Here is a 22061-nt window from a genome sequence, read left to right on the forward strand (position 1 = left end):
ATTCTCTATTTTTATTTTATGAAAGACCTTCAATACCCATTACATTTTCGGTTTCGCGTAACAAGTTTGGCGAATGATTTTTCGGCAAAAGATGCTTTAGGGAATAGCATCTATTATGTTCGCGAGAAGATTTTTACCATTCGTGATCATATTATGGTCTATCGGGATGAGAGCAAGGCTGAGTTATTATATGAATTGAAATCGAATAAATTAATTGATTTTCAACAGACTTTCACTATCACTGATCAGAATGGGAAGGTTATAGGGAAAGTAAGGCGAAAATCGATTAAATCTCTTTGGCGGTCCACTTTTAATTTAATGGATGCGAATGATCAACAAGACCATACCATAAAGGAAAAGAATCCTTGGGTGAAATTTTGGGATGGGCTTTTTGGTGAGTTGCCTTTATTAGGGATGCTTTCAGGTTATGTTTTTAACCCTTCCTACCTTCTACGAGATAATAATGACGAGGCGGTATTTGAGATTACTAAGGAGCCATCATTCTTTGGTCGGAAATTTATCGTCAACAAGTTGACAGACAAAGAAGTGGATGATGAACGATTTGTTTTGAGCTTGATGCTGATGATATTAATAGAAAGGAGAAATGGTTAACCATTTCTCCTTTTTACTGTTCGAATTATATCTTTGAAATCGATTATTATCGGTCTTGTTTATAGATTGCATAAACGTATTTCAGTCCGCTTTTCTCTTCAATTTCATGAATTTTCTTGGCATTAATTTTCTCCAACGCTTTTTGAGATCTAGTATTTTCTGCTGCCACATGAAATATTACAGTATCTAATTTTTCAAAGGCAAAATCAATCATTAGATCCTTTACCGATTGGTTATATTCCCCGCCCCAGTATTCCTTGGCTAAGAATGTATACCCAATTGCGATGGACTTTTCATTTCTATCATATTGATAAAATGAGGTTGCCCCAATGACCAGGTCTGTTTTATTATCAATGATCAAATAGGGGATATCCGTATCGATCAATTTTTGGAAATATCTGGTAAATCCAACAGGAGTATAGCGGTTACTATCCGGATGTTGTTCCCAAATTGCGGGGTCAGAGGCAGCAGCGAATACCCATTCATAATCATTCTTGATCATGGGAATGAGTTTCACTAAATCATTGCTTAAAGTTTTTCTCTCCAACATATAACACTTATTTAATGATTCGTTTAATTTTATTGGACTTTTTTATCCATTTATGCACTGCCTCATAGTCTTCATTTTGGATTTTTTCGTAGATATGTTGCAATTGCTTAATATGTTCTTCTAATACCTCCAAAACATTGGTTCTATTTTGTTTAAAAATAGGAGTCCACATATCAGGAGAAGATTTTGCCAAACGGACCGTTGATTGGAAACCAGATCCTGCAAGTTCAAAGATCCTACCTTGTGATTTTTCCTTCTCTAAGACGGTTAGAGCAAGGGCAAAAGAGGTCAGATGGGAAATATGAGACACATAAGCCGTATGCATATCATGTTCTTCTGCTGTCATAAATGAGGTTTGCATTTCTAATTGTTCAGTAACGGCATCAGCAAGTTCAAATGCATCTTCATCAGAGCGGAATGCTTCCACGTACACCATCATTTTATCTTTAAAAAGGTTTGGAATTGCTGCTTCAGGACCTGAATATTCTGTTCCGGCCATCGGATGGGCAGCAACATATCTTCCACGATTTGGATGATCTTTTATTAAATTTAGAATATTAGATTTTGTAGATCCCATATCAATGATGACCTGATCGGTTGCAATATCTAATAATTTAGGAAGTAAGGTCATAATTGCATCAACCGGAATTGTCAATACGATAACCTTACAGGTTTTCATTGCCTCATATAGTGTCTGGATTTCATCCACCAAGCCTAATTGCAATGCTTTCTTCTGATTTACTTCACTTTTTTCGACCCCAATAATCTTGTCGAAGAAATTTGTTTCCTTAAGTCGGATACCGATGGAACCTCCAATCAGTCCTATTCCGACAATTGCTATATTCATTTCAAATATGATTCAATAATTAATAAATAGGTTTAAGCTAATGCTTGACTGATTCTGTCAATAGCCTGCTCGTAAACCGCTGTTTTGGCACACAAACTAATGCGAATGTATTTCTCACCGACAGAACCGAAGATTCCGCCTGGAGTAATAAATACCTTTGCATTGTAAAGTACATCATCACATAGTTTATAAGAATTCTCAAAGCTTTCAGGAATTTTTGCCCAAACAAATAAACCCACTTGGTTTTTATCGTAAGTACAATTTAAAAGATCCATGATTTGAAAAACCTTTTCTCTTCGAAGTTTATATTCTTCATTTAACTGTGTGTACCATTCTTTATCAAGACTCAAAGCCTTTGCTGCAGCCAATTGCAAGGGTAAGAACATACCAGAGTCCATATTGCTTTTAAACCGCATTATTTGACCGATTCTATGTTCATTAGCAATCAGCATCCCAATTCTCCAGCCTGCCATATTTGAAGATTTGCTTAAAGAGTTTAACTCTATGGCTACATCCAGAGCATTCGGAACTTCCAAAATACTTTGTGGATGATCGTTCAGAATAAAGCTATATGGGTTATCATGGCAAATTAGAATTTGATGTTTTCTACCAAATTCAATGATCTTTTCAAAGAATTCGCGATTTGCCAGCGTTCCAGTCGGCATATGCGGATAATTAATCCACATTAATTTAACCTTACTCAGATCCCTGGCCTCAAGCTCATCAAAGTTTGGTAGCCAATTATTTTCAGGTTTTAGTTCATAGCTTATCGGTGTAGCACCTGTTATGGTTACTGCACTTGAGTAGGCAGGGTATCCCGGATTAGGGATTAAAGCCTCATCGCCTTCTTGAAGATAAGTCATACAGATATGAACAATACCTTCCTTAGATCCAATTAATGGTAGGATTTCGGTGTCAGGATTTAGTGTAACGCGATAATATCGAGCATACCAATCAGCCATGGCTATTCTAAGTGCTGCTGCACCTTTATAACTTTGATAACCATGAGTAGTTGCCAATGCTGCCTGCGCCTGTAAGGTTTGGATAACCTCAGGATGCGGAGGGAGATCAGGACTGCCAATGCCTAGGTTGATCACCTGCGCACCGTTCCTGTTCATCTCATCGATCTCTCTTAACTTCTTCGAAAAGTAGTATTCTTCCGTTCGTTGAAGTCGTTTCGCTACTTCTATTTCCATTATTTAATTTAATTTGCCGATAAAATTATAAAATCTTAATGGTTTTATTTCAATTATCATAAATAATAAACCCACTTTTTGAATAATTAATGACTGATTTTAGGGAATTTTTTAATGATTCTCCTAGGACTCTAATTTTTCCTGATCTTCTTCTTGCGAACCTTCTATTTTTCAGCAGTAAAATTTGGCTTTATTCGGTCGAATTTTATTGTGTAAATAATTATTAGGTAAATTATATGTAAATTAAACATTTTAAATTCTAGTGTATTTTATTTTATTACAAGATATTTTGGTAATGTCGCGTTTATATCAAATGAACCGTTATTTTTGATATTGGTCATTATTTTTCCTGAATAATATGTAAAAATTGATTTTATTCGCGAAATAATTCGTTGAAAAGATAAAATAATATACGTTTTAAGAAATTAACTTTGGCTTCAAATTTATTTTATTGTAAAAAAACGTGTTTTAATATAAATTTAATTCTAAAGAAAATAATATTTAATGATTTAAAAGTGTATTTTCGTTTGAACGTTGATTAGTAACAATAAAAAGTAAAAAAATTTCTTTAATTATCAAGGCGTATGAAAGTATCTGAATTATCTGGTGTCAAGGAGATTGCTCGCAGGGCAAATGTATCTATAGCTACAGTTGATAGAGTTCTTCATAATAGAACGGGAGTTGCACAAAAAACGAAAGAAAAGATATTGTCCATAATAAAGGAAATGGATTATAAGCCGAATATCTTGGCGAAGCGACTAGCTTCCAAACGGGTTTACAAATTTGGGATTTTGATTCCAAAGGAATGTAGTGAAGCAGAATATTGGAATGCTCCAGTGACAGGAATAGAGGAAGCATTATCTGAATTTGGAGATTTTGGAGTGGATTTGCGATATTACTTTTTTGATCGTGATGATCGATTGAGTTTTATAGAACAGACAGAGGAGTTATTGAATAAACATATTGACGGAGTTATTGTAGCTCCGATTTTTATTAATGAGACTCGGGAGTTTGCTGCAAAATGTGTTGAACGAAGAATTCAATTTGTATTCATTGAGTCTCAAATTCCAAAAGTTCATCCTTTAAGTTATATTGGTCAGGATCTGGTGCAGTCAGGACGCGTTGTAGGTCATTTATGTCAGTATTTAATCAACCCCAAAGATGAAATCCTTGTCGTGAATGTTGTGCGAGAAAATGATAATACTGAACATTTGATGGAAAAGATAAGAGGATTTGAGCAATATTTTCTGGATGGGAAATACCATTGCTCAATAGATAGTTACAACATTGAGATTTCCGATCCTAGCGAATTCGCAGTTTTTATGGATGATTATTTAAAAACTAAGAACCCCAAATTAATCTATGTTACCAACTCCAGGGCTTACCTTGTTGCCAATTATCTGAAAACAAGAGGTATTGTAGATATAAAATTGGTGGGAAATGGATACCATACTCGAAATATTGAGTTTTTGAAAGATGGTTTTATAGATTTTCTAATCTGTCAAAAGCCTTTGGAGCAAGGTTATAAAGCATTTTTGGCGCTGTATGAATTTTTTATTGCCAAAAGAAAAGTGGTGAAATTGCAATATATGCCAATCGATATAGTGACTAGAGAGAATTATCGGTACTATGAAAATTAATTTTATTCACCGAGTACTTTTGAGTATATATAAGTAATTGAAACAGTGTGTAATAAAGAGGTTATTAGGAATAGTTTATTGACATTTGATTGCAACATTTTGATGCCATTGACGCTGAAAAACAGCTTAGGTTACATTTTTTCTTACATTTGTAATCTTAGTAATCTGCATGAAGACATACTTTAGACTACTTTCGTTCGCAAAACCCATTGAGAAATATGCTATACCTTATATCATATGTACTTTGATAATGGTGGTGTTCAGCACCTTGAATCTAGCTCTTTTAGCTCCTTTATTACACACTCTTTTTAACTCTCAGGATGCGGTCATTGAACCAGTTGCCAAACCTGAAAGTTTTGATGTAATGGGTTATTTTAATTATTTCGCTTATGATCTTAATAACCGATTAGGTCCCTATGATGCTTTAAAATATATCTGTATTGTTATTGTAGCATCGGTTTTTATAAGTAATCTATTCAGATATCTCTCCCAAAGAATCATGGAAAACCTCCGGATTCATACCCTATTAAATTTAAGAAAGTCAGTATTTGATAATGTGATGAACCTTCATTTAGGTTATTTCTCAAATCAAAGAAAAGGAGATATCATCTCTAAAATAGCTTCCGATGTGCAGGTCGTACAATTTTCTGTAACCGGAACTCTTCAGGTGGCGTTTAAAGAACCTCTTCAATTGATAGCATATGTTGTTATGTTATTTCTTATCTCGGCTAAACTTACCTTATTTTCATTATTGGTTATTCCTGTTTCTGCATTCTTTATCTCAAAGATTGTGAAGACTTTAAAGCAACAAGCTCAACAAGGGCAACGTGTTTATGCGAATATGATCACCTTATTGGAGGAAGCTCTGTCAGGGATTAAGATCATTAAATCATTCAATGCAGTTGAATTTATTAAAGGCAGATTTAATTCTGAAAATGATGAGTACGCAAAGATCAATAGAAGGATGGTACGTCGTCAACAAATGGGATCTCCAGTTTCTGAACTTCTAGGAGTAGGGATGGTCGCTGTAATCCTATTATACGGTGGTCATTTGGTTTTAAGTGGTCAAGGAGATTTGGCAGCTTCAGAATTTATCGCTTACATTGCAATTTTCTCTCAAGTAATGCGTCCTGCAAAAGCATTAACGGATGCTTTCAGTAATATCCATAATGGTATCGCGGCAGGGGAAAGAGTATTACAATTGATAGATGAGAAAAATCAAGTTGCTGATAAACCGAATGCCCTAGATATTGATCGTTTCGATAGTAAGATTGAATTCAATAATGTGAATTTCGCGTATGAGGAAACTGAAGTATTGAAGGATATCAATATTACCATCAATAAAGGGGAGACTGTAGCACTTGTTGGTCCTTCTGGAGGTGGAAAATCTACCTTGGTGGATTTGATTCCGAGATTTATGGATGCTTCTTCTGGTTCAATTACCATTGATGGACTTGATGTCAAAGATTTAAAACAAGATTCCCTGCGAAGAATCATTGGGGTTGTAAATCAGGAATCTATTTTATTTAATGATAGCATTTTCAACAATATAGCTTTTGCAAATGCTGAGGCCACAGAAGAACAAGTTATTCAAGCTGCGAAAATTGCCAATGCTCATAATTTCATCATGGGTACAGAGCAAGGCTATCAAACAAATATTGGAGATAGGGGGTCTAAATTATCAGGTGGACAGCGTCAGCGGATCTGTATTGCCCGTGCGGTACTAAAGAATCCTCCAATTATGTTGTTGGATGAAGCTACTTCGGCATTGGATACGGAATCAGAACGCTTGGTCCAGGATTCATTATATAAATTAATGGAAAACAGAACTACGGTGGTTATTGCACATAGACTGAGTACGATTCAAAATGCGGATAAGATCATTGTTTTAGAAGCCGGACAGATTGTTGAAGTTGGATCTCACCTGGAATTAATTTCGCAAAACGGTCTATATAAACGTTTGATTGATATGCAACAGTTTGTAGAAGCTTAGAGCTTCAAATTTTAGCTTTTTCGGCTATGTTTTCATACATTTGTATAGTAAGGACTGCGAAATGGAAGCAACAGAAAAATTATCGTTTTTATTGAACGACAAAAATTTATCAGAAGAATTAAAGCTAATTGCAGAGAAGGTACTTAATAGCGAGCGTATTACATTTGAAGAAGGGGTTTACCTCTTTGAAAACGCAGAATTAGGATATTTAGGAGTATTAGCAAATTATATCAGAGAGAAAAAACACGGAGATTACACCTACTTCAACCGTAATTTCCATATTGAACCCACTAATCTTTGTGTATATGACTGTAAGTTTTGTTCCTATTCAAGATTGATTAAGAATAGAACCGACGGTTGGGAAATGGATGTTGATGGCATGATGGACATCGTGAAAAAATACGATGGCGAGCCAGTCACTGAAGTTCATATCACAGGGGGTGTTGTCCCTAAACAAAATCTAGAATTTTACGCTGAATTTTTTAGAAGATGTAAAGAACATCGACCGGAACTCCATATCAAAGGATTAACACCAGTAGAGTATTATTACATCTTTAAAAAAGCAAAACTTAGTCACTATGACGGATTGAAATTTCTTCAATCCTGCGGGCTTGATTCTATGCCTGGAGGAGGAGCTGAAATTTTCCATCCGGAAGTCCGTGAAAAGATTGCTCATGATAAATGTACAGCAGATCAATGGTTGGATATCCATGAGCAAGCTCATAAATTAGGAATGCACACCAATGCAACCATGCTATACGGACATATTGAAGAATTCTGGCATCGCGTAGACCATATGGATCGTTTGAGAAACCTCCAGGATAAAACCGGTGGATTCCAAACATTTATTCCTTTGAAATTTAGAAACAAAGACAACCAAATGGATCATGTTCCTGAGGTTTCTGTAATCGAAGATTTGAGGAACTATGCTATTGCAAGGATCTATATGGACAATTTCCCACATATTAAAGCATATTGGGCGATGATTTCTAGAAATACAGCACAGATGTCTTTGAGCTTTGGGGTGGACGATATTGATGGTACTTTGGATGATACCACAAAAATCTATAGTATGGCTGGTGCTGAAGAGCAAACTCCGGCAATGAGTACTAAAGAATTAGTGGAACTGATTAAAAATGTAGGAAGACATCCTATTGAGCGTGATACGCTTTATAATGTGGTAACAGATTATAAAGACTTTGTTTTTGAGGAAACTAGCCCGAAAAAACAATATTATTCGTTGCCAGTGGTAAATTCTTAAGTCTGGGTCAAATTGAAAAAAACATTTTATTTTATCCGTCACGGTCAAACTGATCTTAATCTGAAAGGAATAGTTCAGGGTAGGGGTGTTGATAGTCCTTTAAATGATAATGGACTAAAACAGGCACAGGCTTTCTACGACTCCTATAAAAATGTCCCCTTTGACAAAATATACACTTCCACATTAATTCGGACACATCAAACGGTCGCGCCATTTTTGAAAAATGGAGTTCCAATGGAACAATTGATTGGATTGGATGAAATTAGTTGGGGAATCTATGAAGGTCAGGAGCAGACTGAAGATATTCTTTCAGGATTTGAAAAAGTTGTAAACTCATGGAGAAACAATGATCTTGATCTAGCGATAGAAAACGGTGAATCTCCCAATGCCTTGGTTTATAGACAAAAGGAAGCTATTGATTACATGCTGCAACAACCTGAAGAAGAAACCATATTAGTGTGTATGCATGGTCGGGCATTGAGAATTATGCTTTGCCACCTAACAGATGTCCCCGTTTGTAAAATGGATGATTTCCCCCATACGAATACTGCATTATATAAATTAGAATTCGCTGACAACAATTTTTCTATAGTTGATTATTATAATACGAAGCATTTAGAAGGTTTGTTAAATGAATAAAATTAGAGTATCTGCAGTTTCTTATACCAATACACTCCCTTTTTTACAAGGAATAAGAAATTCAGATGTAATGAATGATATCGAGCTCTCGGTGGATTACCCATCAGAGTGTGCTCGAAAAGTAATTGAAGACGAGTCGGACATGGGAATTATCCCAGTAGCTGCGCTCACGAATTTAGAAGAATATCACTTTATTGGAGATTATTGTATTGGATCTCTAGACTATGTTGATTCGGTTTTTATTTTTTCCTCCAAACCAATTGAAGAGATTGAAACCTTATTATTGGATAAGCAATCCAGAACTTCTAACGGATTAGCTAGGATTTTACTGAAGCATTATTGGAAGAAAGATGTCAAGGTTGTGACAGAAGGTGAGGCTGATGCGTATGTCCTGATTGGTGATCGTACCTTTGGAAAAAAGGAAAATGTTCCTTACGCTTATGATATGGGACATTACTGGAAAGAATTAACCGGATTGCCGTTCGCTTATGCAGTTTGGGTATCGAATAAAAAGCTACCTGATAGCTTTGAACAGAAATTTAATGAGGCTTTGAAAGACGGTGTTTCTAGACCAGATGATGTCATTCCAGGATTGCCAGTATTTCCAAATTTCGACTACCATCATTATCTAAATGAAAGCTTGAATTATCATTTAGATGAGGCAAAGAAAAAAGCAATAGAAAAATTCCTTGAATGGTATAGAGAGTTATAAAAAAAGGCTTCCAATTGAATGGAAGCCATTTTTTTTATGTGCTAGTTTTTTTTAGTTAATGAATGAAATCAACAGCATTAACCAACCGACAATCATTAACAGGCCTCCCAATGGGGTAATTGGGCCAATAAATTTCATGTTTGCTTTTAATTTATCTTTAAAACTAAGGATATAGATGCTTCCAGAGAATAAGATACAGCCCCAGAAAATTCCATAATAAGCCCAGTTTTCTACACCTGAATCGAAGTTTAGGTGGAAACCAATAATAAGTAATGTAATTGCGGCATACATCTGATACCGAACACCTACTTCAAAGGAACTTAACCTTTCTTCTGAAAGAACTTTCTTAAGTGCATGAGCTCCGAAAGCTCCTAGGATAATGGATAAAATCCCTAAAACGGCACCTGAAATTAATGCGATTTGATTCACTATATGTTGAAATTTATTATTACTTCTTTGCTTTCTTAACTTGCGCCAATATCTCAGCTTCGGTAGCTACACCTGTTTTATTCCACGCTTGTTCAGCATTTTTATAAAGGATTAGTTGAGGAATACCACGCACATTCAACACTTTCATCAGATTTTTGTTCTGGTCAGCATCTATACGAACAACTTTTACCTTTCCAGCTTGTTCCTTCTCAATTTTATCAATTGTTGGTTTTAGTTCTTGACAAGGAGCACACCAAACTGCTGAGAAATTAACCAAAACCAATTCAGAAGAATTGATAATCTTATCGAAATCTTCAGTGCTTAATTCTTTGGCTTCCTTCGCGTTATCTGGTTTTATTTCAGGTTTTTCTGCACTCCTCCAATCCATCATTCCACCGGAATAATCATAAACCTTAAATCCTTTTTCTGTTAAGAATTCAGCAGCTTGTTTACTACGACCACCACCTAAGCAATAAACATATACTGGTTGATCTTTGTCCAAATTCTTGATCGATTCTTCGAATTTTTCTTTCTCTTTCCAGTCCACATTTACCGAATTAGGGATATGTCCACCGGCATACTCACCAGCTGTTCTTACATCTAATAGTTGTGTCTGAGGTTTAGCAATAACCTCCTCCATTTTCTTAGCATCAATCTTTTCTTGTGCATTCACTTGTAAACAAGCAATTCCAATCAATGCGGTAAATAATATTTTTTTCATTACAAATGTTTTTCTAGTATAACCAAGGATTAGCCCTTGCGAAGATACTTTGTTAATATAACGATTGTTTGGCCTTCAATCTTGCCTTCAATCTGTTCTGTATTGTCAGGAACAAGTCGAATATTTTTAACAACCGTTCCTAATTTAGCTGAAATACTTGAACCTTTTACATCTAATGTCTTGATCAATACAACGGTATCACCTTCGAATAATCGCGTTCCATTAGAATCTTGATGAAATTCAACTGTAGCTTCGGCTTCATGGTCTCCGGTTTTCTTAGCCCATTCTAGAGTCTCATCATCAAGGTAAAGGATATCCAAATTATTTGCTGCCCAAGCCTCATTTCTCAATCTGCTCAACATTCTCCAAGCAACCACTTGAACCGGAAGGTGCTCTGACCACATGGTTTCTCCAAGAACTTTCCAGTGCTCAGGATCTATCTGTTCAGTTTTTTCTATTTGCCCTTTGCAAACAGAACAGATCAAAATGCTGTTATCTAAGGAAGCGTTTGAGGTAGGAGGAACTTCGTAAATATCAAGGTTTTCGGTCGAGCGACAAAGTTCGCATTGGTTCTCACTTCTATTTTTCAGATCGTCTAATAACATATGTTTGGTAATATATAATGATTTCAAAGATAAGCATTTTAAATGAGGGGAATGAATTGTACCTTTAAGCAACATTGCCTCCAGATAATAGCAATGGCAAAGAATTTGTAGTGTAACCAAATACAAACTAAAATTAAATAAAGAAATATTTATGAAATGGCAAGGCGGCCGCCGCGGCGGTAATATCGAAGATCGTAGAGGGATGTCTGGTGGGCAAAAGTTGACTCTTGGGGGAATAGGTGGTGTAATAGTATTGATTATCGGCTTTTTGATGGGTGGAGACCCCAACGATTTATTGAACCAGATGCAAGGTTCGGGACAGCAAGGATCTGTTAATGAACAAGGAGAATATCAATCTACTCCTGAGGAGGATAAATTGATGGATTTCGCCAGAGTTGTATTAACTAGTACCGACGATGTCTGGGCTAAAATCTTTCAAGATAATGGAAAATCTTATCCTCAACCGACGTTACTGGTCTATACTGAAGGTATTGAAACCGGAGGTTGTGGGGTTGGAAGGTCTGCATTTGGACCATTTTACTGTCCAGGAGATCAGAAAATATATTTGGATTTAAGCTTTAATCGTGAGCTTTCTCAAAAATATGGTGCTAAGGGTGAATTTGCGCTTGCTTATGTAATTGCGCATGAAGTTGGTCACCATATTCAGAATATTTTTGGGGTATTATCTCAAACTAATGCCCTTCGCTCTAAATTAAGCGAACGTGAAAACAATAAGATTTCGGTTATGACTGAACTTCAAGCGGATTTCTATGCTGGGGTTTGGGCGCATCACTTAAATAAACTAACTGATGTGGAGATTAACTATGATGATATCGTGGATGGGATGCGTGCAGCTGCAGCTGTAGGAGATGACCATATTCAAGAACAAGCTTATGGACAAGCTAATCCTGAATCCTTCACCCATGGTACTTCTGAACAACGGATGTATTGGTTTAAAAAAGGATATGAAACTGGCGATATTAATGCTGGAAATACCTTTGAAGACCCTAGCTTACAATAAATTATTGAACAAGAAGATTGCAACCTCGGATATCAGAGTTGTCAAATCTACCTAATATCTCAAAGGACCCATCGGAATGAAATTTCCCTAAGTCTTGAGTCGCAATAAAAGAACAGGAAAAATAATTGGCTAAATCAATGACATTTATTGCTCCTGTTTTTTTGTTGTCCAAAAGTGTTAGCGGATCATTGGTGTCACGGATTAATATCTTCATCCAATTCGGTGTTTTAAAAAGCCCATTTCCACTTGAATATCCTTGAGACAACAATTCTGTCATGCCATATTCAGAATGTATACTAGGGACATTAAAACCTTTACAAAGAATTTCATGCAACTCTTCCCTGATCATTTCTTTTCGCTTACCCTTCATACCACCGGTTTCCATGACGATTAATTCAGGAAAATCAATATTGAAATTCTCGATAAAGTCTAAGAGCGCATAAGTTACTCCAAACAACACAGTTTTTGTTTTTGAATTCCTTAATTCGCTTAGGCGATTGAAAAGATCTTCATGGTTATACAAAAAATAACCACTTTCAGCTTTCTCTGATCTATTGATTAAATCATCAACCATATAGATCAACGAAGATCCAGAACGCTCAAGATAGGATGGGAGCAAGGCTAAAATCGCTATATCCTTCACATCTCCATAGAATTCCTCAAATGCTTTTCTGAAACTTTCAATGTACAAACTGGATTTTGCAACAAGATGCTTACTAGTGATCATGCCTGTAGTGCCTGATGACGAGAAGGTAACTTCAGGAATTAATCCTTCCACAATTATATCCTGGGATTTAAAGAATTGGATAGGTAAAAAAGGAATATTTTTATAGTGGATTATATCTTTCGGATTAATACCTAAAATATCAATATACTGCTGATAGATCTTATTGTTTTGAGCTTGAAATCTGAAAACTTCAAGGGCACAATGATTGAATTCTTCCTCAGATTGTATATTGAATATCTTATTAGCTATTTCCATTGCTGCAAATATACAACAACAAACAGCAAAAGCTTTCAAACAAAAAGAGACTTCCAAATAGAAGTCTCTTTTTGTTTGAATAATTAAATACTCTTATAACATACCACCACATACAGGAATTACTTGACCTGTGATGTATGATGATAAATCTGAGGCCAAGAAAAGACAAGCATTTGCTACATCTTCTGGTTGACCTGCTCTTTTCAATGGAATATTTGCTTCCCAACCTTCAACCACTTTAGGGTCTAAAACGTCAGTCATTTCTGTGCGGATAAATCCTGGAGCAACAACGTTTGTACGGATGTTCCTTGAGCCTAATTCTTTTGCCAATGATTTGGAGAATCCAATAATTCCTGCTTTAGACGCTGCGTAGTTAGCTTGTCCAGCATTTCCTTGAACCCCAACAACAGAACTCATATTGATGATGCTACCCTTGCGGTTCTTCATCATCACTTTAGATGCTGCTTTAGAAACATTGAAAATTGATTTTAAGTTGATGTTAATTACATCATCCCAATTTTCTTCGGTCATACGCATTAACAAACCGTCTTTTGTGATTCCAGCATTATTTACAACAATGTCCAAAGTTCCAAAATCAGCTACGATATCATTGATTAATTTATCAGCTTCATCAAATTTGGAAGCGTCGGAACGATAACCTTTTACTTTTGTTCCAAATTGTTCAAGTTCTTTTTCTAGAGCCTGGCCTTTTTCTACAGAAGATAGGTAAGTAAAAGCAACGTTTGCTCCATTCTCAGCAAATACCTCCGCTATTTTACGACCTATTCCTTTGGATGCCCCAGTAATCAAGGCGGTTTTTCCGGCTAACAATTTCATATAATTAATTATTTATGTTCAATAATAGAATGTCCACAAAAGTGACAAATAAACTGCATAATACAAAAAATGTGTAGGAATAGAAAGTTCATTCCTGCAAAAAAATGGGATTATGGTAGAATTGAATAAGAGAAAGGGTATTTATTGATAAAATCACAAATATTTGAAACGTTTCTGACAAATTTATTCGCTATAATATAAACCGAATATTAATTTTGTATTTCATTTAAAAACCATGGGTAAGAAAACAAAGAAAACGGAAGTAGACGTCGTTCTGATTGGTGGTGGTATCATGAGTGCGACGTTAGGTACGTTAATTAATGAGCTAAGTCCAGATATTAATATTGAGATAATCGAGCGTTTGGATGTTGTTGCTGCCGAGAGTTCAGATGCGTGGAATAATGCCGGAACAGGACACTCCGCACTTTGTGAACTAAACTATACTCCAGAGCAAGCTGATGGATCAGTAAAAATTGATAAAGCAATTAGTATTGCTGAACAATATGAGATTTCAAAGCAGTTTTGGTCTTACCTAGTAGAAAAGAACATTATCAAGAATCCTAACCATTTTATCCGCCGTGTGCCTCACATGTCCGCGGTATTTGGTGAAAAAGATGTACAATTCTTAAAAACAAGATTCGAAACCATGACGAAACAAAATTTATTCAAGGGTATGGAATATACTGAGGATAAAACTTTGTTGAACGAATGGGTGCCTTTGATGATGGAAGGACGAGCAGTGGACGAGCCTATCGCCGCTACCAAAATGGACATCGGAACAGATGTGAACTTTGGTGCTCTAACAAAAGATTTGATTACCTACTTGGATGGTAAAGACAATATTAAATTGTCCTTGAATCAAGAGGTAAAAGATATTGACCGTGAAGATGACGGAAGATGGGAAGTTGAGGTTAAAGACTTAAAAACAGGCCAGAAAAGAGAAATCCTAGCAAAATTCGTGTTTATTGGTGCCGGTGGTCACTCCTTGTTATTATTGGAAAAATCGGGTATCCCAGAAGCAAAAGGATACGGTGGTTTCCCTGTGGGAGGTCAATGGTTAAGATGTAATAACGAAGAAATCATTAAACAACACCATGCCAAGGTATATGGAAAAGCATCTGTTGGTGCTCCACCAATGTCTGTACCGCATTTAGATACTCGTTATATCGACGGTAAACAAGCTTTACTTTTCGGTCCTTATGCTGGTTTCTCAACCAAATTCTTGAAAAAAGGATCCTACTTCGATTTACCTGCATCTATTAAGCTTTCAAATATCCGTCCTATGCTTTCTGCAGGATTGGATAACCTACCTCTAACAAAATATTTAATTACTGAGGTCATGAAAAAACCGCAGGATAAATTGGATTCATTGAAACAATTTATGCCAACGGCTAGATTGGAAGATTGGGAAATTGAAAAAGCTGGTCAACGTGTTCAGGTAATTAAAAAAGATCCTAAACATGGTGGTATCCTAGAATTTGGAACTGAAGTTGTATCCAGTGCAGATGGTTCTATCGCTGCATTATTGGGCGCTTCTCCAGGTGCATCTACATCGGTGGCTATCATGATCAACCTGTTGAAAAGATGTTTCCCTGATCGCGCTAAATCCGATTCTTACCGTAAGAAATTACGCGAAATGATTCCTTCATGGGGCAAAAAATTAAATGATGACGCAGAATTGTGTCAATCAACTAGAAATCGTACTTCTGCTATTTTGCAGATAGATAAATAATATTCATAATATCTTATGGGGTGCTAATATGTCTCGCTTCTGGCGAGACATATTTTTAGGCTGAGATGATACCCATTTTCGATGATCCATCGAAATGAACCTGATCCAGGTAATGCTGGCGTAGGAATAAATTATATCCTTTCCCTTGTCTCCATAAGTGCATAATCAATTCAGCGAAATTGGAGGAAATCTTAAATAATATTTTTCATACTTTAAAGGAAACTTCTTGGTTAGAAAGGTTTTCCGTAATCTGTGGTATCATCCAGGTTCTATTGTCCAAAAACAATAAGGTCTCAAATTATTTATTTGGAATCCTTGGAATTATTTCCGGAATGATGGTTTTATTTTCTGCCGGATTATATGCAGAAATTGCCTTACAGATCTATTATCTGGTCATGAGCATCTATGGTTGGTGGTTCTGGATGAGCAATAAAACCGCAAAGGAGCAACCAATATCCTACACAACAAAGACAGAATGGAAAATTGTCCTAACGATTGTCTTTGCAGGCTTCTTATTGTTTTACTTCCTGCTACGAAGTATTACAGACTCAGATGTTCCTGTTTGGGATGCCTGGGTGACTTCAACCGCTTGGGCTGGAATGTGGTTACTGGCAAAAAGAAAAATTGAAAACTGGATTTTATTAAATATCAGTAACCTTTTTGCAATCCCACTTTTGATTCATAAAGACCTCTATCTATTTGCTGCCCTAACAACATTTTTATTCGTGATCGCGATTTTCGGATTCTTTAAATGGAAGAAAATTATGCAATCACAAAACGTAGATCAATTAAATTTCAATTAATGCTTAGTCAAGAACAAATCAATATCATTAAGGAATTACAGCCTTTAGGTATTAAACATAAATCCCTAACAAAGGAGCAGTTAGAGTTTACTTACCGAAATAACTGGTTTAATTTATGGGTTCCCAAAAATTTAAATGGTCTTGAAATGCCATTTCCTCAAGGTCTGGATTTACTCGAAGAATTAGCCTATTATGATGGCGGATTTGCTTGGACAGTAACTTTATGTGCTGGAGCAAATATGTTTGCAGGTTTTATTGACCCTAAACTCTCTGAAAAACTATGGTCAGATCCTAAAATATGTTTGGGTGGAAGTGGAAGAGTCGGAGGGAAGGCCATTGACCTGGAAGATCATTATGTAGTGTCAGGCTTTTGGAGCTATGCAACTGGTGCACCCCATTTAACTCATTTTACTTTTAATGCTGAAATCATAAAAGATGGAGAAACTGTAAAAACAGATTCAGGAGAACCTCTTTATTATTCCTTTTTAGTGCCACGGGAAAATGTGTTGATTGAATATGATTGGGATACCTTCGGATTGGAATGTACAGCAAGCCATTCATTCTCTATTCAGAATCTAAAGGTAAAAAAGGAAAATGCATTTATGCTAGACCCTAACAATAAAACTTCTGCTTCAGCATTGTTTAATATTCCATTTATGCCCTTTGCTGAACTAACCCTTTTGATGAACTATGTCGGGATGTTTAAACGATTCTTAGATCTGATCGAAAAATACTACTTCGAAAAATCTAAAGAGCCTAATTGGGCAGAAAAGAATAGCAAACAAAGATTCAAACAACTTGATCAAATCAGAACAAGCTTTGAAAATAAAGTTAAGGAAGTAAAACATAATGCCGTTTTTCTATGGGAAAAGGCAATTGCAAATGCTGAAGTTGATGCTAGCTTATTCGAGAATATTGCAACACTTTCCAGAGAAATTGCAAAAGATATTCGTATGGATTGTGCCGAGCTTTTACCATTACTCGGAATCAGAGCAGCCCAAAGAGAGAATGAGTTAAATATTGTATTCAGAAATATTTTTACAGCAAGTCAGCATAGTTTGTTGAATGTATAACATAAAAAATGAAGGGGCTGTCTAAAAAGGTCTCTAAAAAAAAATAACCCCGTCATTAAAAAATGGCGGGGTTTTCTGTTTTTTGTCCTTAAGATTTAGTATCTTAAGGTGCACCCAAAAAACAATATGGCAAACATACAATTCAAAGCTCTTCCATCCAATAGTCCGAGTCTATTTCCTGAAAATATTTTTGATCGTATTCCATTGAACCATCCTGTTCGGTTGGTGAATCAGGTTGTTGATCAGTTGGATCTGGATCATATTATCCGACTTTATAAAGGGGGAGGCACTACTAGTTTCCATCCCCGGATGCTCATCAAAGTGTTGTTCTACGCCTATTTAAGCAATATCTATTCTTGCCGAAAGATTGAACGCGCCTTACAAGAGAACATCTATTTCATGTGGCTTTCTGGCAACAGTACCCCTGATTATCGTACGATCAACTATTTCAGGGGGAAGCGTCTTAAGGGGCAAATACAGGAGTTGTTTGCAAGTATCGTCCGGATGTTACATGAAATGGAGTACGTCAGCCTGAAAGTTCAGTATGTTGATGGTACCAAGATCGAATCTGCAGCTGGTCGTTATACGTTTGTATGGAAGAAATCGGTTGAGAAAAACAAGGTAAAGTTAGAAGCGAACATCGCTTCGGTTCTTGCCGATATTGATGCGCAGATTACCCAAGACCAATCTACATTAGGCAATCAAGAAGTTAGCAAGGCTATCGACAGCACGCAGCTGAAGGAAAAGATCAAAGCGATCAATGCAAAGCTCAAAGTGGCCAATAAGTCTACCGATAAGCAGCTTAAGAAACTCGAAGATGACTACTTGCCACGATTGCAGAAATATGAAGAACAGCTGAAAATACTAGGGGATCGCAATAGTTATAGTAAGACCGATACCGATGCTGTGTTTATGCGCATGAAAGAGGATCACATGAAGAACGGTCAACTCAAACCCGCCTACAATACACAGATCAGTACCGAGGAACAGTTCATCACCCATTACAGTATCCATCAGACTACCGCAGACACGACAACCCTACCGGAACATTTGGAAGGCTTTGAGTCCCGTTACGGAAAACAAAGTGAGTCAATCGTCGCAGATGCCGGATATGGCAGTGAGCAGAACTATGAGTTGTTGGAAGGACAGGATATAACCGCTTTTATCAAGTACAATTACTTCCATATGGAGCAGAAGCGAAAGCATAAGCAGGATCCTTTTTCGGTACAGAACCTATATTACAATGATCAGGAGGATTTTTATGTGTGTCCGGCAGGACAGAAACTAAGCTTTGTCGGACAAACAACCAGGGTCAGTACCAACGGATATGCCGCCCAGGTGAGCTGCTATCAAGCTCAGCGATGTGAGGGCTGTCCGATGCGTGATGGGTGTCATAAAGCACAGGGCAATCGTCTGATTGAAGTCAATCACCGCCTTGCTTGGCTCAAGGCTAAAGCTAGAGAAAGACTACTATCGACACAAGGGCTATACCATCGAAGCAAAAGACCCGTGGAAGTCGAAGCGGTATTTGGACAGATGAAAAGCAACAACAAGTTTACCCGCTTTAGTATGAAAGGACTCGAGAAAGTTACTGTGGAGTTCGGATTGATGGCTATTGCCCATAACCTAAGAAAATGGGCAAAAAAGTGGGAAAGCAAAACTTTAATTGGTAAACCTGGTGGCAACAACTCCCTATTTGCGATAAATCAAGCTATCAGCGTGATGAAAAGTACAGAAAATCGACTTGCAGCTTAATATTGTTTAAAATATAATTGAGATCAAGAAAGGTATTAAAACAAAAGAAGGTGCCTTTTTAGACACCTTCTTCATTTTTTAATTTCGGGTATTAAAGCTAGTTGTTTGCTAAGTTGACAAAATATGCCCATGTTAAGGCATCCCTTGCATCAACTAAATAATAGCCGGTTCTATAAGGGATAATATAAAACCCTTTAGGATTATATATATACTTAAAAATTTCTTTTAGAGCATGAACAGTATTGGGTTCTTTTGCTCGAGGTCCCATACCACCTAATGGACGGAATTTCACCAAATTCTCAGCAGTTTTATCCACAATTGGATTTTCAATCCCTTCCCCAAAGTAATCCCCTAAAATAAATCCTACAAATCCATATTCTTGATTAATTGCTGAATCAAGACCATAGCGAGGGTAAATTACAAATTCCGTGAAGCGTGGAATCCTTTTCATCTTAGCAATATCATTTTGTTTTCTTGTGCTAAACCCTTCAAAAGAACTCCAAACTATAGGTGGTTCTTTTCGCAAAAATCTATCAATCGATTTTGGATCATAAATCTTTGGCTTACTTTCATTACTGATTGAAAATGTGTTTTGAAAATTTAGTTTCCCACTTTTTATTTCCGGAAGATTTAAATGTTCAATTTTCTGACCATCCAGAGTTATTGGTTTTTCTAAGGTAATTCCAACTCCATTAAAAAAGTAATAACTCGACGCAATGGAAATACTATCCGCAGACTTATATTGTAATTTCATAAATCTATTAATAGTATCCATTTCAAGATCATATGAATTGTTCAGCGTATTTAAGTAGAAAAAGAATTTCTCAGCGTGAAAAATACTATTGATGGTTTTTTTATTCTCTTCGAAACGATTTTTTATAAACTGATTTGCAGTTTGGGCATTACATTTTATAAGTTTCAGACTGGATTTCTGAGCTACTCCTTCCAGATAAATTGTATCATTGATTACCTTGTTGAAATTATAAATCGAATCTATACTCTTTGTATAAGTTGTAAAATAGCCAAATGTGGAATTTGCTGGAAAAATCAAACTTGGACTCCGTTCTTTTACGGAAAGATCAACTTCAGTCTTCTGTAGCGAACTATATAAGTCTGAAAAGTCAACCAAAAACTGAGCATTATTTTCACTGTCAAACCGAATATAACCTGCAGTTACTCCTCCATTTAAACCATTGTTAATTCTAATTTCCCAACCATCCTTATTTGATAATATCTCCTTTTTAAAATAATCCATCTTTTCTTGAGGATCTTTCCAGACCTTTTCAATCTCAAAGGTTTTTAATGTATTCTTTTCGCAGGATGCAAATAAAAAAATACATAAAAAATATATAATAAATCTTTTCATTACTTTAATTATTAGGTGAAACGAATCCATGAAGTACCATCCTTAACACTGACTAGATCATAGCTGCCAGGACCTATTTGAAAAACATAGTAACCTTCTTTTTCGAACCATTGTATAGCAGTGTTTCTGGCAATAGTTTCTGACTTTTCGTCAGGATTAATGCCGTTCAATAAATAGTATATCTTGAATTTTAACTTTCCATCATTCGAATAAATAGAATTAAATATTGGACCTAAAAAGAAACTTGAATTATCATAAACAAAATAAAAGGCATCTAATGGGTCTAAATATAATCGAGGAATAAATAATAGTGCACTGAATTGTGTGAAATTGCGAATTCCAAATGCATCAATTTTACCATTTAACGTAAAACCTGTTCCTGAAAAATATCGACGGTTAGCTAATACCATTCTTTTAGGTGCATCATTATCTATGAAAATTGGCTTATTACCATTCTCTACGATATACGTGTCCTTTAAATTTATTTTGAGTGATATTTTATTTTCTAATGGCTTTGGAACTATTTCAGAGATTTCTGATATGCTAAGATTCTTTGTTTTTAAAGGGTCTTTCAATAAAATTCCTTTATCCGTAAATACAAAATAACTGTTATGGTGCTTTAGGACCCCATCCTCCTCATAATAAAATCCTACAGTATTTGTAGAGGTATTAATTGCGATTGTATGGGTTTGGCCATTAACAGTTAATTTATTGTAATACCCCTTCATCGTATTAAAAGCATCGACTTTTAATTGGTTATTATATACATCCAATAAAAATTTCTCTGATTGATTGTCTTTGGCACGGATAAGCATCATATCAGATTCATTATGGTTACCCCTTAAAAATATAGTGTCCGTGGTAACTCTGATAAAGGAAAATTCAAAGTCTGAAATTAATCCTTCTCCGGGGTTTCCTCCATTGATATAGGGGTCTGGGTCAGCTAAATAATGAATATAGGAGTAAGTGTCAAAATTTAAAGAAATCAATTGGTCAACGGATATACGGTAAGAGCTTTCAATTAAATTTTTCGCGTAATCTTCGAATACTGAAAAACCAGATTTTACCCTGTTGTTTTCGTTGAAATTAAACTTAAATGTATATCCTCCACCACCTTTTGGAAATAAATAGGCGATCCATCCGTTTTTTGCACTTATCAATTGTTTTTCATATTCTGTTTTTAATTTTTCCATTTTCTGATCTGGTCTATTAAAATCTAGATCATCCTTTTTACAGGAAAAAAATACAAATAAGAATACACTGAATATTAAAAGTTTCGTTTTCATA

At 35.9% G+C, this 22061-nt stretch carries 21 protein-coding genes and 1 riboswitch; of the genes, 11 read left to right on the forward strand and 10 right to left on the reverse strand.

Annotated features, from left to right (window positions below; translation table 11 throughout):
* Window positions 1–18 precede the first annotated feature (18 nt).
* On the forward strand, window positions 19–612 hold the full coding sequence (locus PZ892_RS07720; RefSeq protein WP_277712665.1) for a hypothetical protein: 594 nt from the start codon (window positions 19–21) through the stop codon (window positions 610–612).
* Between the two features lie 46 nt (window positions 613–658).
* On the opposite strand, the gene PZ892_RS07725 is transcribed toward PZ892_RS07720, so the two are convergent.
* From PZ892_RS07725 to PZ892_RS07735, 3 genes are read right to left on the reverse strand one after another with little or no spacing between them, the layout of a single operon-like run.
* Window positions 659–1162: a GNAT family N-acetyltransferase gene (locus PZ892_RS07725; protein WP_094258063.1), complete on the reverse strand. Its 504-nt coding sequence runs from the start codon at window positions 1160–1162 to the stop codon at window positions 659–661.
* A gap of 7 nt (window positions 1163–1169) precedes the next feature.
* Window positions 1170–2009 carry a prephenate dehydrogenase gene (locus PZ892_RS07730; protein ID WP_277712666.1) on the reverse strand — a complete coding sequence of 280 codons (840 nt, stop codon included), beginning with the start codon at window positions 2007–2009 and terminating at the stop codon, window positions 1170–1172.
* 32 nt (window positions 2010–2041) lie between these two features.
* Window positions 2042–3205, reverse strand: a complete 1164-nt coding sequence (locus PZ892_RS07735; protein WP_277712667.1) for an aminotransferase class I/II-fold pyridoxal phosphate-dependent enzyme — start codon at window positions 3203–3205, stop codon at window positions 2042–2044.
* 584 nt (window positions 3206–3789) lie between these two features.
* On the opposite strand from PZ892_RS07735, the gene PZ892_RS07740 reads away from it, so the two are divergent.
* The 5 genes from PZ892_RS07740 to PZ892_RS07760 all read left to right on the forward strand — a co-directional run bounded on the left by PZ892_RS07740 (window position 3790) and on the right by PZ892_RS07760 (window position 9450).
* Window positions 3790–4845: a LacI family DNA-binding transcriptional regulator gene (locus PZ892_RS07740; RefSeq protein ID WP_277712668.1), complete on the forward strand. Its 1056-nt coding sequence runs from the start codon at window positions 3790–3792 to the stop codon at window positions 4843–4845.
* Window positions 4846–5014: 169 nt separating this feature from the next.
* On the forward strand, window positions 5015–6838 hold the full coding sequence (locus tag PZ892_RS07745; RefSeq protein WP_277712669.1) for an ABC transporter ATP-binding protein: 1824 nt from the start codon (window positions 5015–5017) through the stop codon (window positions 6836–6838).
* A 61-nt stretch (window positions 6839–6899) separates the two neighbouring features.
* Window positions 6900–8099: an aminofutalosine synthase MqnE gene (gene mqnE, locus PZ892_RS07750; RefSeq protein ID WP_182498704.1), complete on the forward strand. Its 1200-nt coding sequence runs from the start codon at window positions 6900–6902 to the stop codon at window positions 8097–8099.
* Window positions 8100–8111: 12 nt separating this feature from the next.
* On the forward strand, window positions 8112–8738 hold the full coding sequence (locus tag PZ892_RS07755) for a histidine phosphatase family protein (RefSeq protein ID WP_094258057.1): 627 nt from the start codon (window positions 8112–8114) through the stop codon (window positions 8736–8738).
* Complete coding sequence (locus PZ892_RS07760; RefSeq protein ID WP_277712670.1) at window positions 8731–9450, forward strand: menaquinone biosynthesis protein; 720 nt, start codon at window positions 8731–8733, stop codon at window positions 9448–9450. Before PZ892_RS07755 ends, PZ892_RS07760 begins: the two co-directional genes overlap by 8 nt.
* 51 nt (window positions 9451–9501) lie before the next feature.
* On the opposite strand, the gene PZ892_RS07765 is transcribed toward PZ892_RS07760, so the two are convergent.
* From PZ892_RS07765 to PZ892_RS07775, 3 genes are read right to left on the reverse strand one after another with little or no spacing between them, the layout of a single operon-like run.
* A complete protein-coding gene (locus tag PZ892_RS07765) occupies window positions 9502–9879 on the reverse strand; it encodes a DUF423 domain-containing protein (protein ID WP_277712671.1) in 378 nt (125 codons plus the stop codon).
* 19 nt (window positions 9880–9898) lie between these two features.
* Window positions 9899–10600: a thioredoxin domain-containing protein gene (locus tag PZ892_RS07770; RefSeq protein ID WP_277712672.1), complete on the reverse strand. Its 702-nt coding sequence runs from the start codon at window positions 10598–10600 to the stop codon at window positions 9899–9901.
* A 29-nt stretch (window positions 10601–10629) separates the two neighbouring features.
* Window positions 10630–11205 carry an alkylphosphonate utilization protein gene (locus PZ892_RS07775; protein ID WP_094282597.1) on the reverse strand — a complete coding sequence of 192 codons (576 nt, stop codon included), beginning with the start codon at window positions 11203–11205 and terminating at the stop codon, window positions 10630–10632.
* A gap of 151 nt (window positions 11206–11356) precedes the next feature.
* On the opposite strand from PZ892_RS07775, the gene PZ892_RS07780 reads away from it, so the two are divergent.
* Window positions 11357–12226: a neutral zinc metallopeptidase gene (locus tag PZ892_RS07780; RefSeq protein WP_277712673.1), complete on the forward strand. Its 870-nt coding sequence runs from the start codon at window positions 11357–11359 to the stop codon at window positions 12224–12226.
* Window position 12227: 1 nt separating this feature from the next.
* On the opposite strand, the gene PZ892_RS07785 is transcribed toward PZ892_RS07780, so the two are convergent.
* Window positions 12228–13208 (reverse strand): acyl transferase, encoded by a 981-nt coding sequence (locus PZ892_RS07785; protein WP_277712674.1) that lies wholly within the window; start codon window positions 13206–13208, stop codon window positions 12228–12230.
* Between the two features lie 93 nt (window positions 13209–13301).
* Complete coding sequence (gene fabG / locus PZ892_RS07790) at window positions 13302–14045, reverse strand: 3-oxoacyl-[acyl-carrier-protein] reductase (protein WP_094282599.1); 744 nt, start codon at window positions 14043–14045, stop codon at window positions 13302–13304.
* A gap of 235 nt (window positions 14046–14280) precedes the next feature.
* On the opposite strand from fabG, the gene PZ892_RS07795 reads away from it, so the two are divergent.
* From PZ892_RS07795 to PZ892_RS07810, 4 genes are all read left to right on the forward strand, one after another.
* Window positions 14281–15777: a malate:quinone oxidoreductase gene (locus tag PZ892_RS07795; RefSeq protein ID WP_277712675.1), complete on the forward strand. Its 1497-nt coding sequence runs from the start codon at window positions 14281–14283 to the stop codon at window positions 15775–15777.
* A gap of 6 nt (window positions 15778–15783) precedes the next feature.
* A riboswitch (TPP riboswitch) is annotated at window positions 15784–15921 on the forward strand.
* Between the two features lie 35 nt (window positions 15922–15956).
* Complete coding sequence (gene pnuC / locus PZ892_RS07800) at window positions 15957–16580, forward strand: nicotinamide riboside transporter PnuC (RefSeq protein ID WP_277712676.1); 624 nt, start codon at window positions 15957–15959, stop codon at window positions 16578–16580.
* The gene (locus tag PZ892_RS07805) at window positions 16580–17653 is read left to right on the forward strand and encodes an acyl-CoA dehydrogenase (protein WP_277712677.1); all 1074 of its coding nucleotides are present in this window, start codon (window positions 16580–16582) and stop codon (window positions 17651–17653) included. Before pnuC ends, PZ892_RS07805 begins: the two co-directional genes overlap by 1 nt.
* A gap of 126 nt (window positions 17654–17779) precedes the next feature.
* Window positions 17780–19408, forward strand: a complete 1629-nt coding sequence (locus PZ892_RS07810; protein WP_277712172.1) for an IS1182 family transposase — start codon at window positions 17780–17782, stop codon at window positions 19406–19408.
* Window positions 19409–19505: 97 nt separating this feature from the next.
* Here the strand turns inward: PZ892_RS07810 and PZ892_RS07815 are convergent, their stop codons facing one another.
* Together PZ892_RS07815 and PZ892_RS07820 are read right to left on the reverse strand one after the other, a co-directional pair.
* On the reverse strand, window positions 19506–20774 hold the full coding sequence (locus PZ892_RS07815) for a DUF4302 domain-containing protein (protein WP_277712678.1): 1269 nt from the start codon (window positions 20772–20774) through the stop codon (window positions 19506–19508).
* An 11-nt stretch (window positions 20775–20785) separates the two neighbouring features.
* The gene (locus tag PZ892_RS07820) at window positions 20786–22060 is read right to left on the reverse strand and encodes a DUF4302 domain-containing protein (RefSeq protein ID WP_277712679.1); all 1275 of its coding nucleotides are present in this window, start codon (window positions 22058–22060) and stop codon (window positions 20786–20788) included.
* Window position 22061: the final 1 nt, after the last annotated feature.

It is taken from the genome of Sphingobacterium sp. WM (assembly GCF_029542465.1).
Classification (GTDB): Bacteria; Bacteroidota; Bacteroidia; order Sphingobacteriales; family Sphingobacteriaceae; genus Sphingobacterium; species Sphingobacterium cellulitidis.

Coding starts and splice junctions, on each gene's coding strand:
- PZ892_RS07720 (WP_277712665.1), top strand. CDS start 19: ATGAAAGACCTTCAATACCCATTACATTTTCGGTTTCGCGTAACAAGT.
- PZ892_RS07725 (WP_094258063.1), bottom strand. CDS start 1,162: ATGTTGGAGAGAAAAACTTTAAGCAATGATTTAGTGAAACTCATTCCC.
- PZ892_RS07730 (WP_277712666.1), bottom strand. CDS start 2,009: ATGAATATAGCAATTGTCGGAATAGGACTGATTGGAGGTTCCATCGGT.
- PZ892_RS07735 (WP_277712667.1), bottom strand. CDS start 3,205: ATGGAAATAGAAGTAGCGAAACGACTTCAACGAACGGAAGAATACTAC.
- PZ892_RS07740 (WP_277712668.1), top strand. CDS start 3,790: ATGAAAGTATCTGAATTATCTGGTGTCAAGGAGATTGCTCGCAGGGCA.
- PZ892_RS07745 (WP_277712669.1), top strand. CDS start 5,015: ATGAAGACATACTTTAGACTACTTTCGTTCGCAAAACCCATTGAGAAA.
- mqnE (WP_182498704.1), top strand. CDS start 6,900: ATGGAAGCAACAGAAAAATTATCGTTTTTATTGAACGACAAAAATTTA.
- PZ892_RS07760 (WP_277712670.1), top strand. CDS start 8,731: ATGAATAAAATTAGAGTATCTGCAGTTTCTTATACCAATACACTCCCT.
- PZ892_RS07770 (WP_277712672.1), bottom strand. CDS start 10,600: ATGAAAAAAATATTATTTACCGCATTGATTGGAATTGCTTGTTTACAA.
- PZ892_RS07775 (WP_094282597.1), bottom strand. CDS start 11,205: ATGTTATTAGACGATCTGAAAAATAGAAGTGAGAACCAATGCGAACTT.
- PZ892_RS07780 (WP_277712673.1), top strand. CDS start 11,357: ATGAAATGGCAAGGCGGCCGCCGCGGCGGTAATATCGAAGATCGTAGA.
- PZ892_RS07785 (WP_277712674.1), bottom strand. CDS start 13,208: ATGGAAATAGCTAATAAGATATTCAATATACAATCTGAGGAAGAATTC.
- fabG (WP_094282599.1), bottom strand. CDS start 14,045: ATGAAATTGTTAGCCGGAAAAACCGCCTTGATTACTGGGGCATCCAAA.
- PZ892_RS07795 (WP_277712675.1), top strand. CDS start 14,281: ATGGGTAAGAAAACAAAGAAAACGGAAGTAGACGTCGTTCTGATTGGT.
- PZ892_RS07805 (WP_277712677.1), top strand. CDS start 16,580: ATGCTTAGTCAAGAACAAATCAATATCATTAAGGAATTACAGCCTTTA.
- PZ892_RS07810 (WP_277712172.1), top strand. CDS start 17,780: ATGGCAAACATACAATTCAAAGCTCTTCCATCCAATAGTCCGAGTCTA.
- PZ892_RS07815 (WP_277712678.1), bottom strand. CDS start 20,774: ATGAAAAGATTTATTATATATTTTTTATGTATTTTTTTATTTGCATCC.
- PZ892_RS07820 (WP_277712679.1), bottom strand. CDS start 22,060: ATGAAAACGAAACTTTTAATATTCAGTGTATTCTTATTTGTATTTTTT.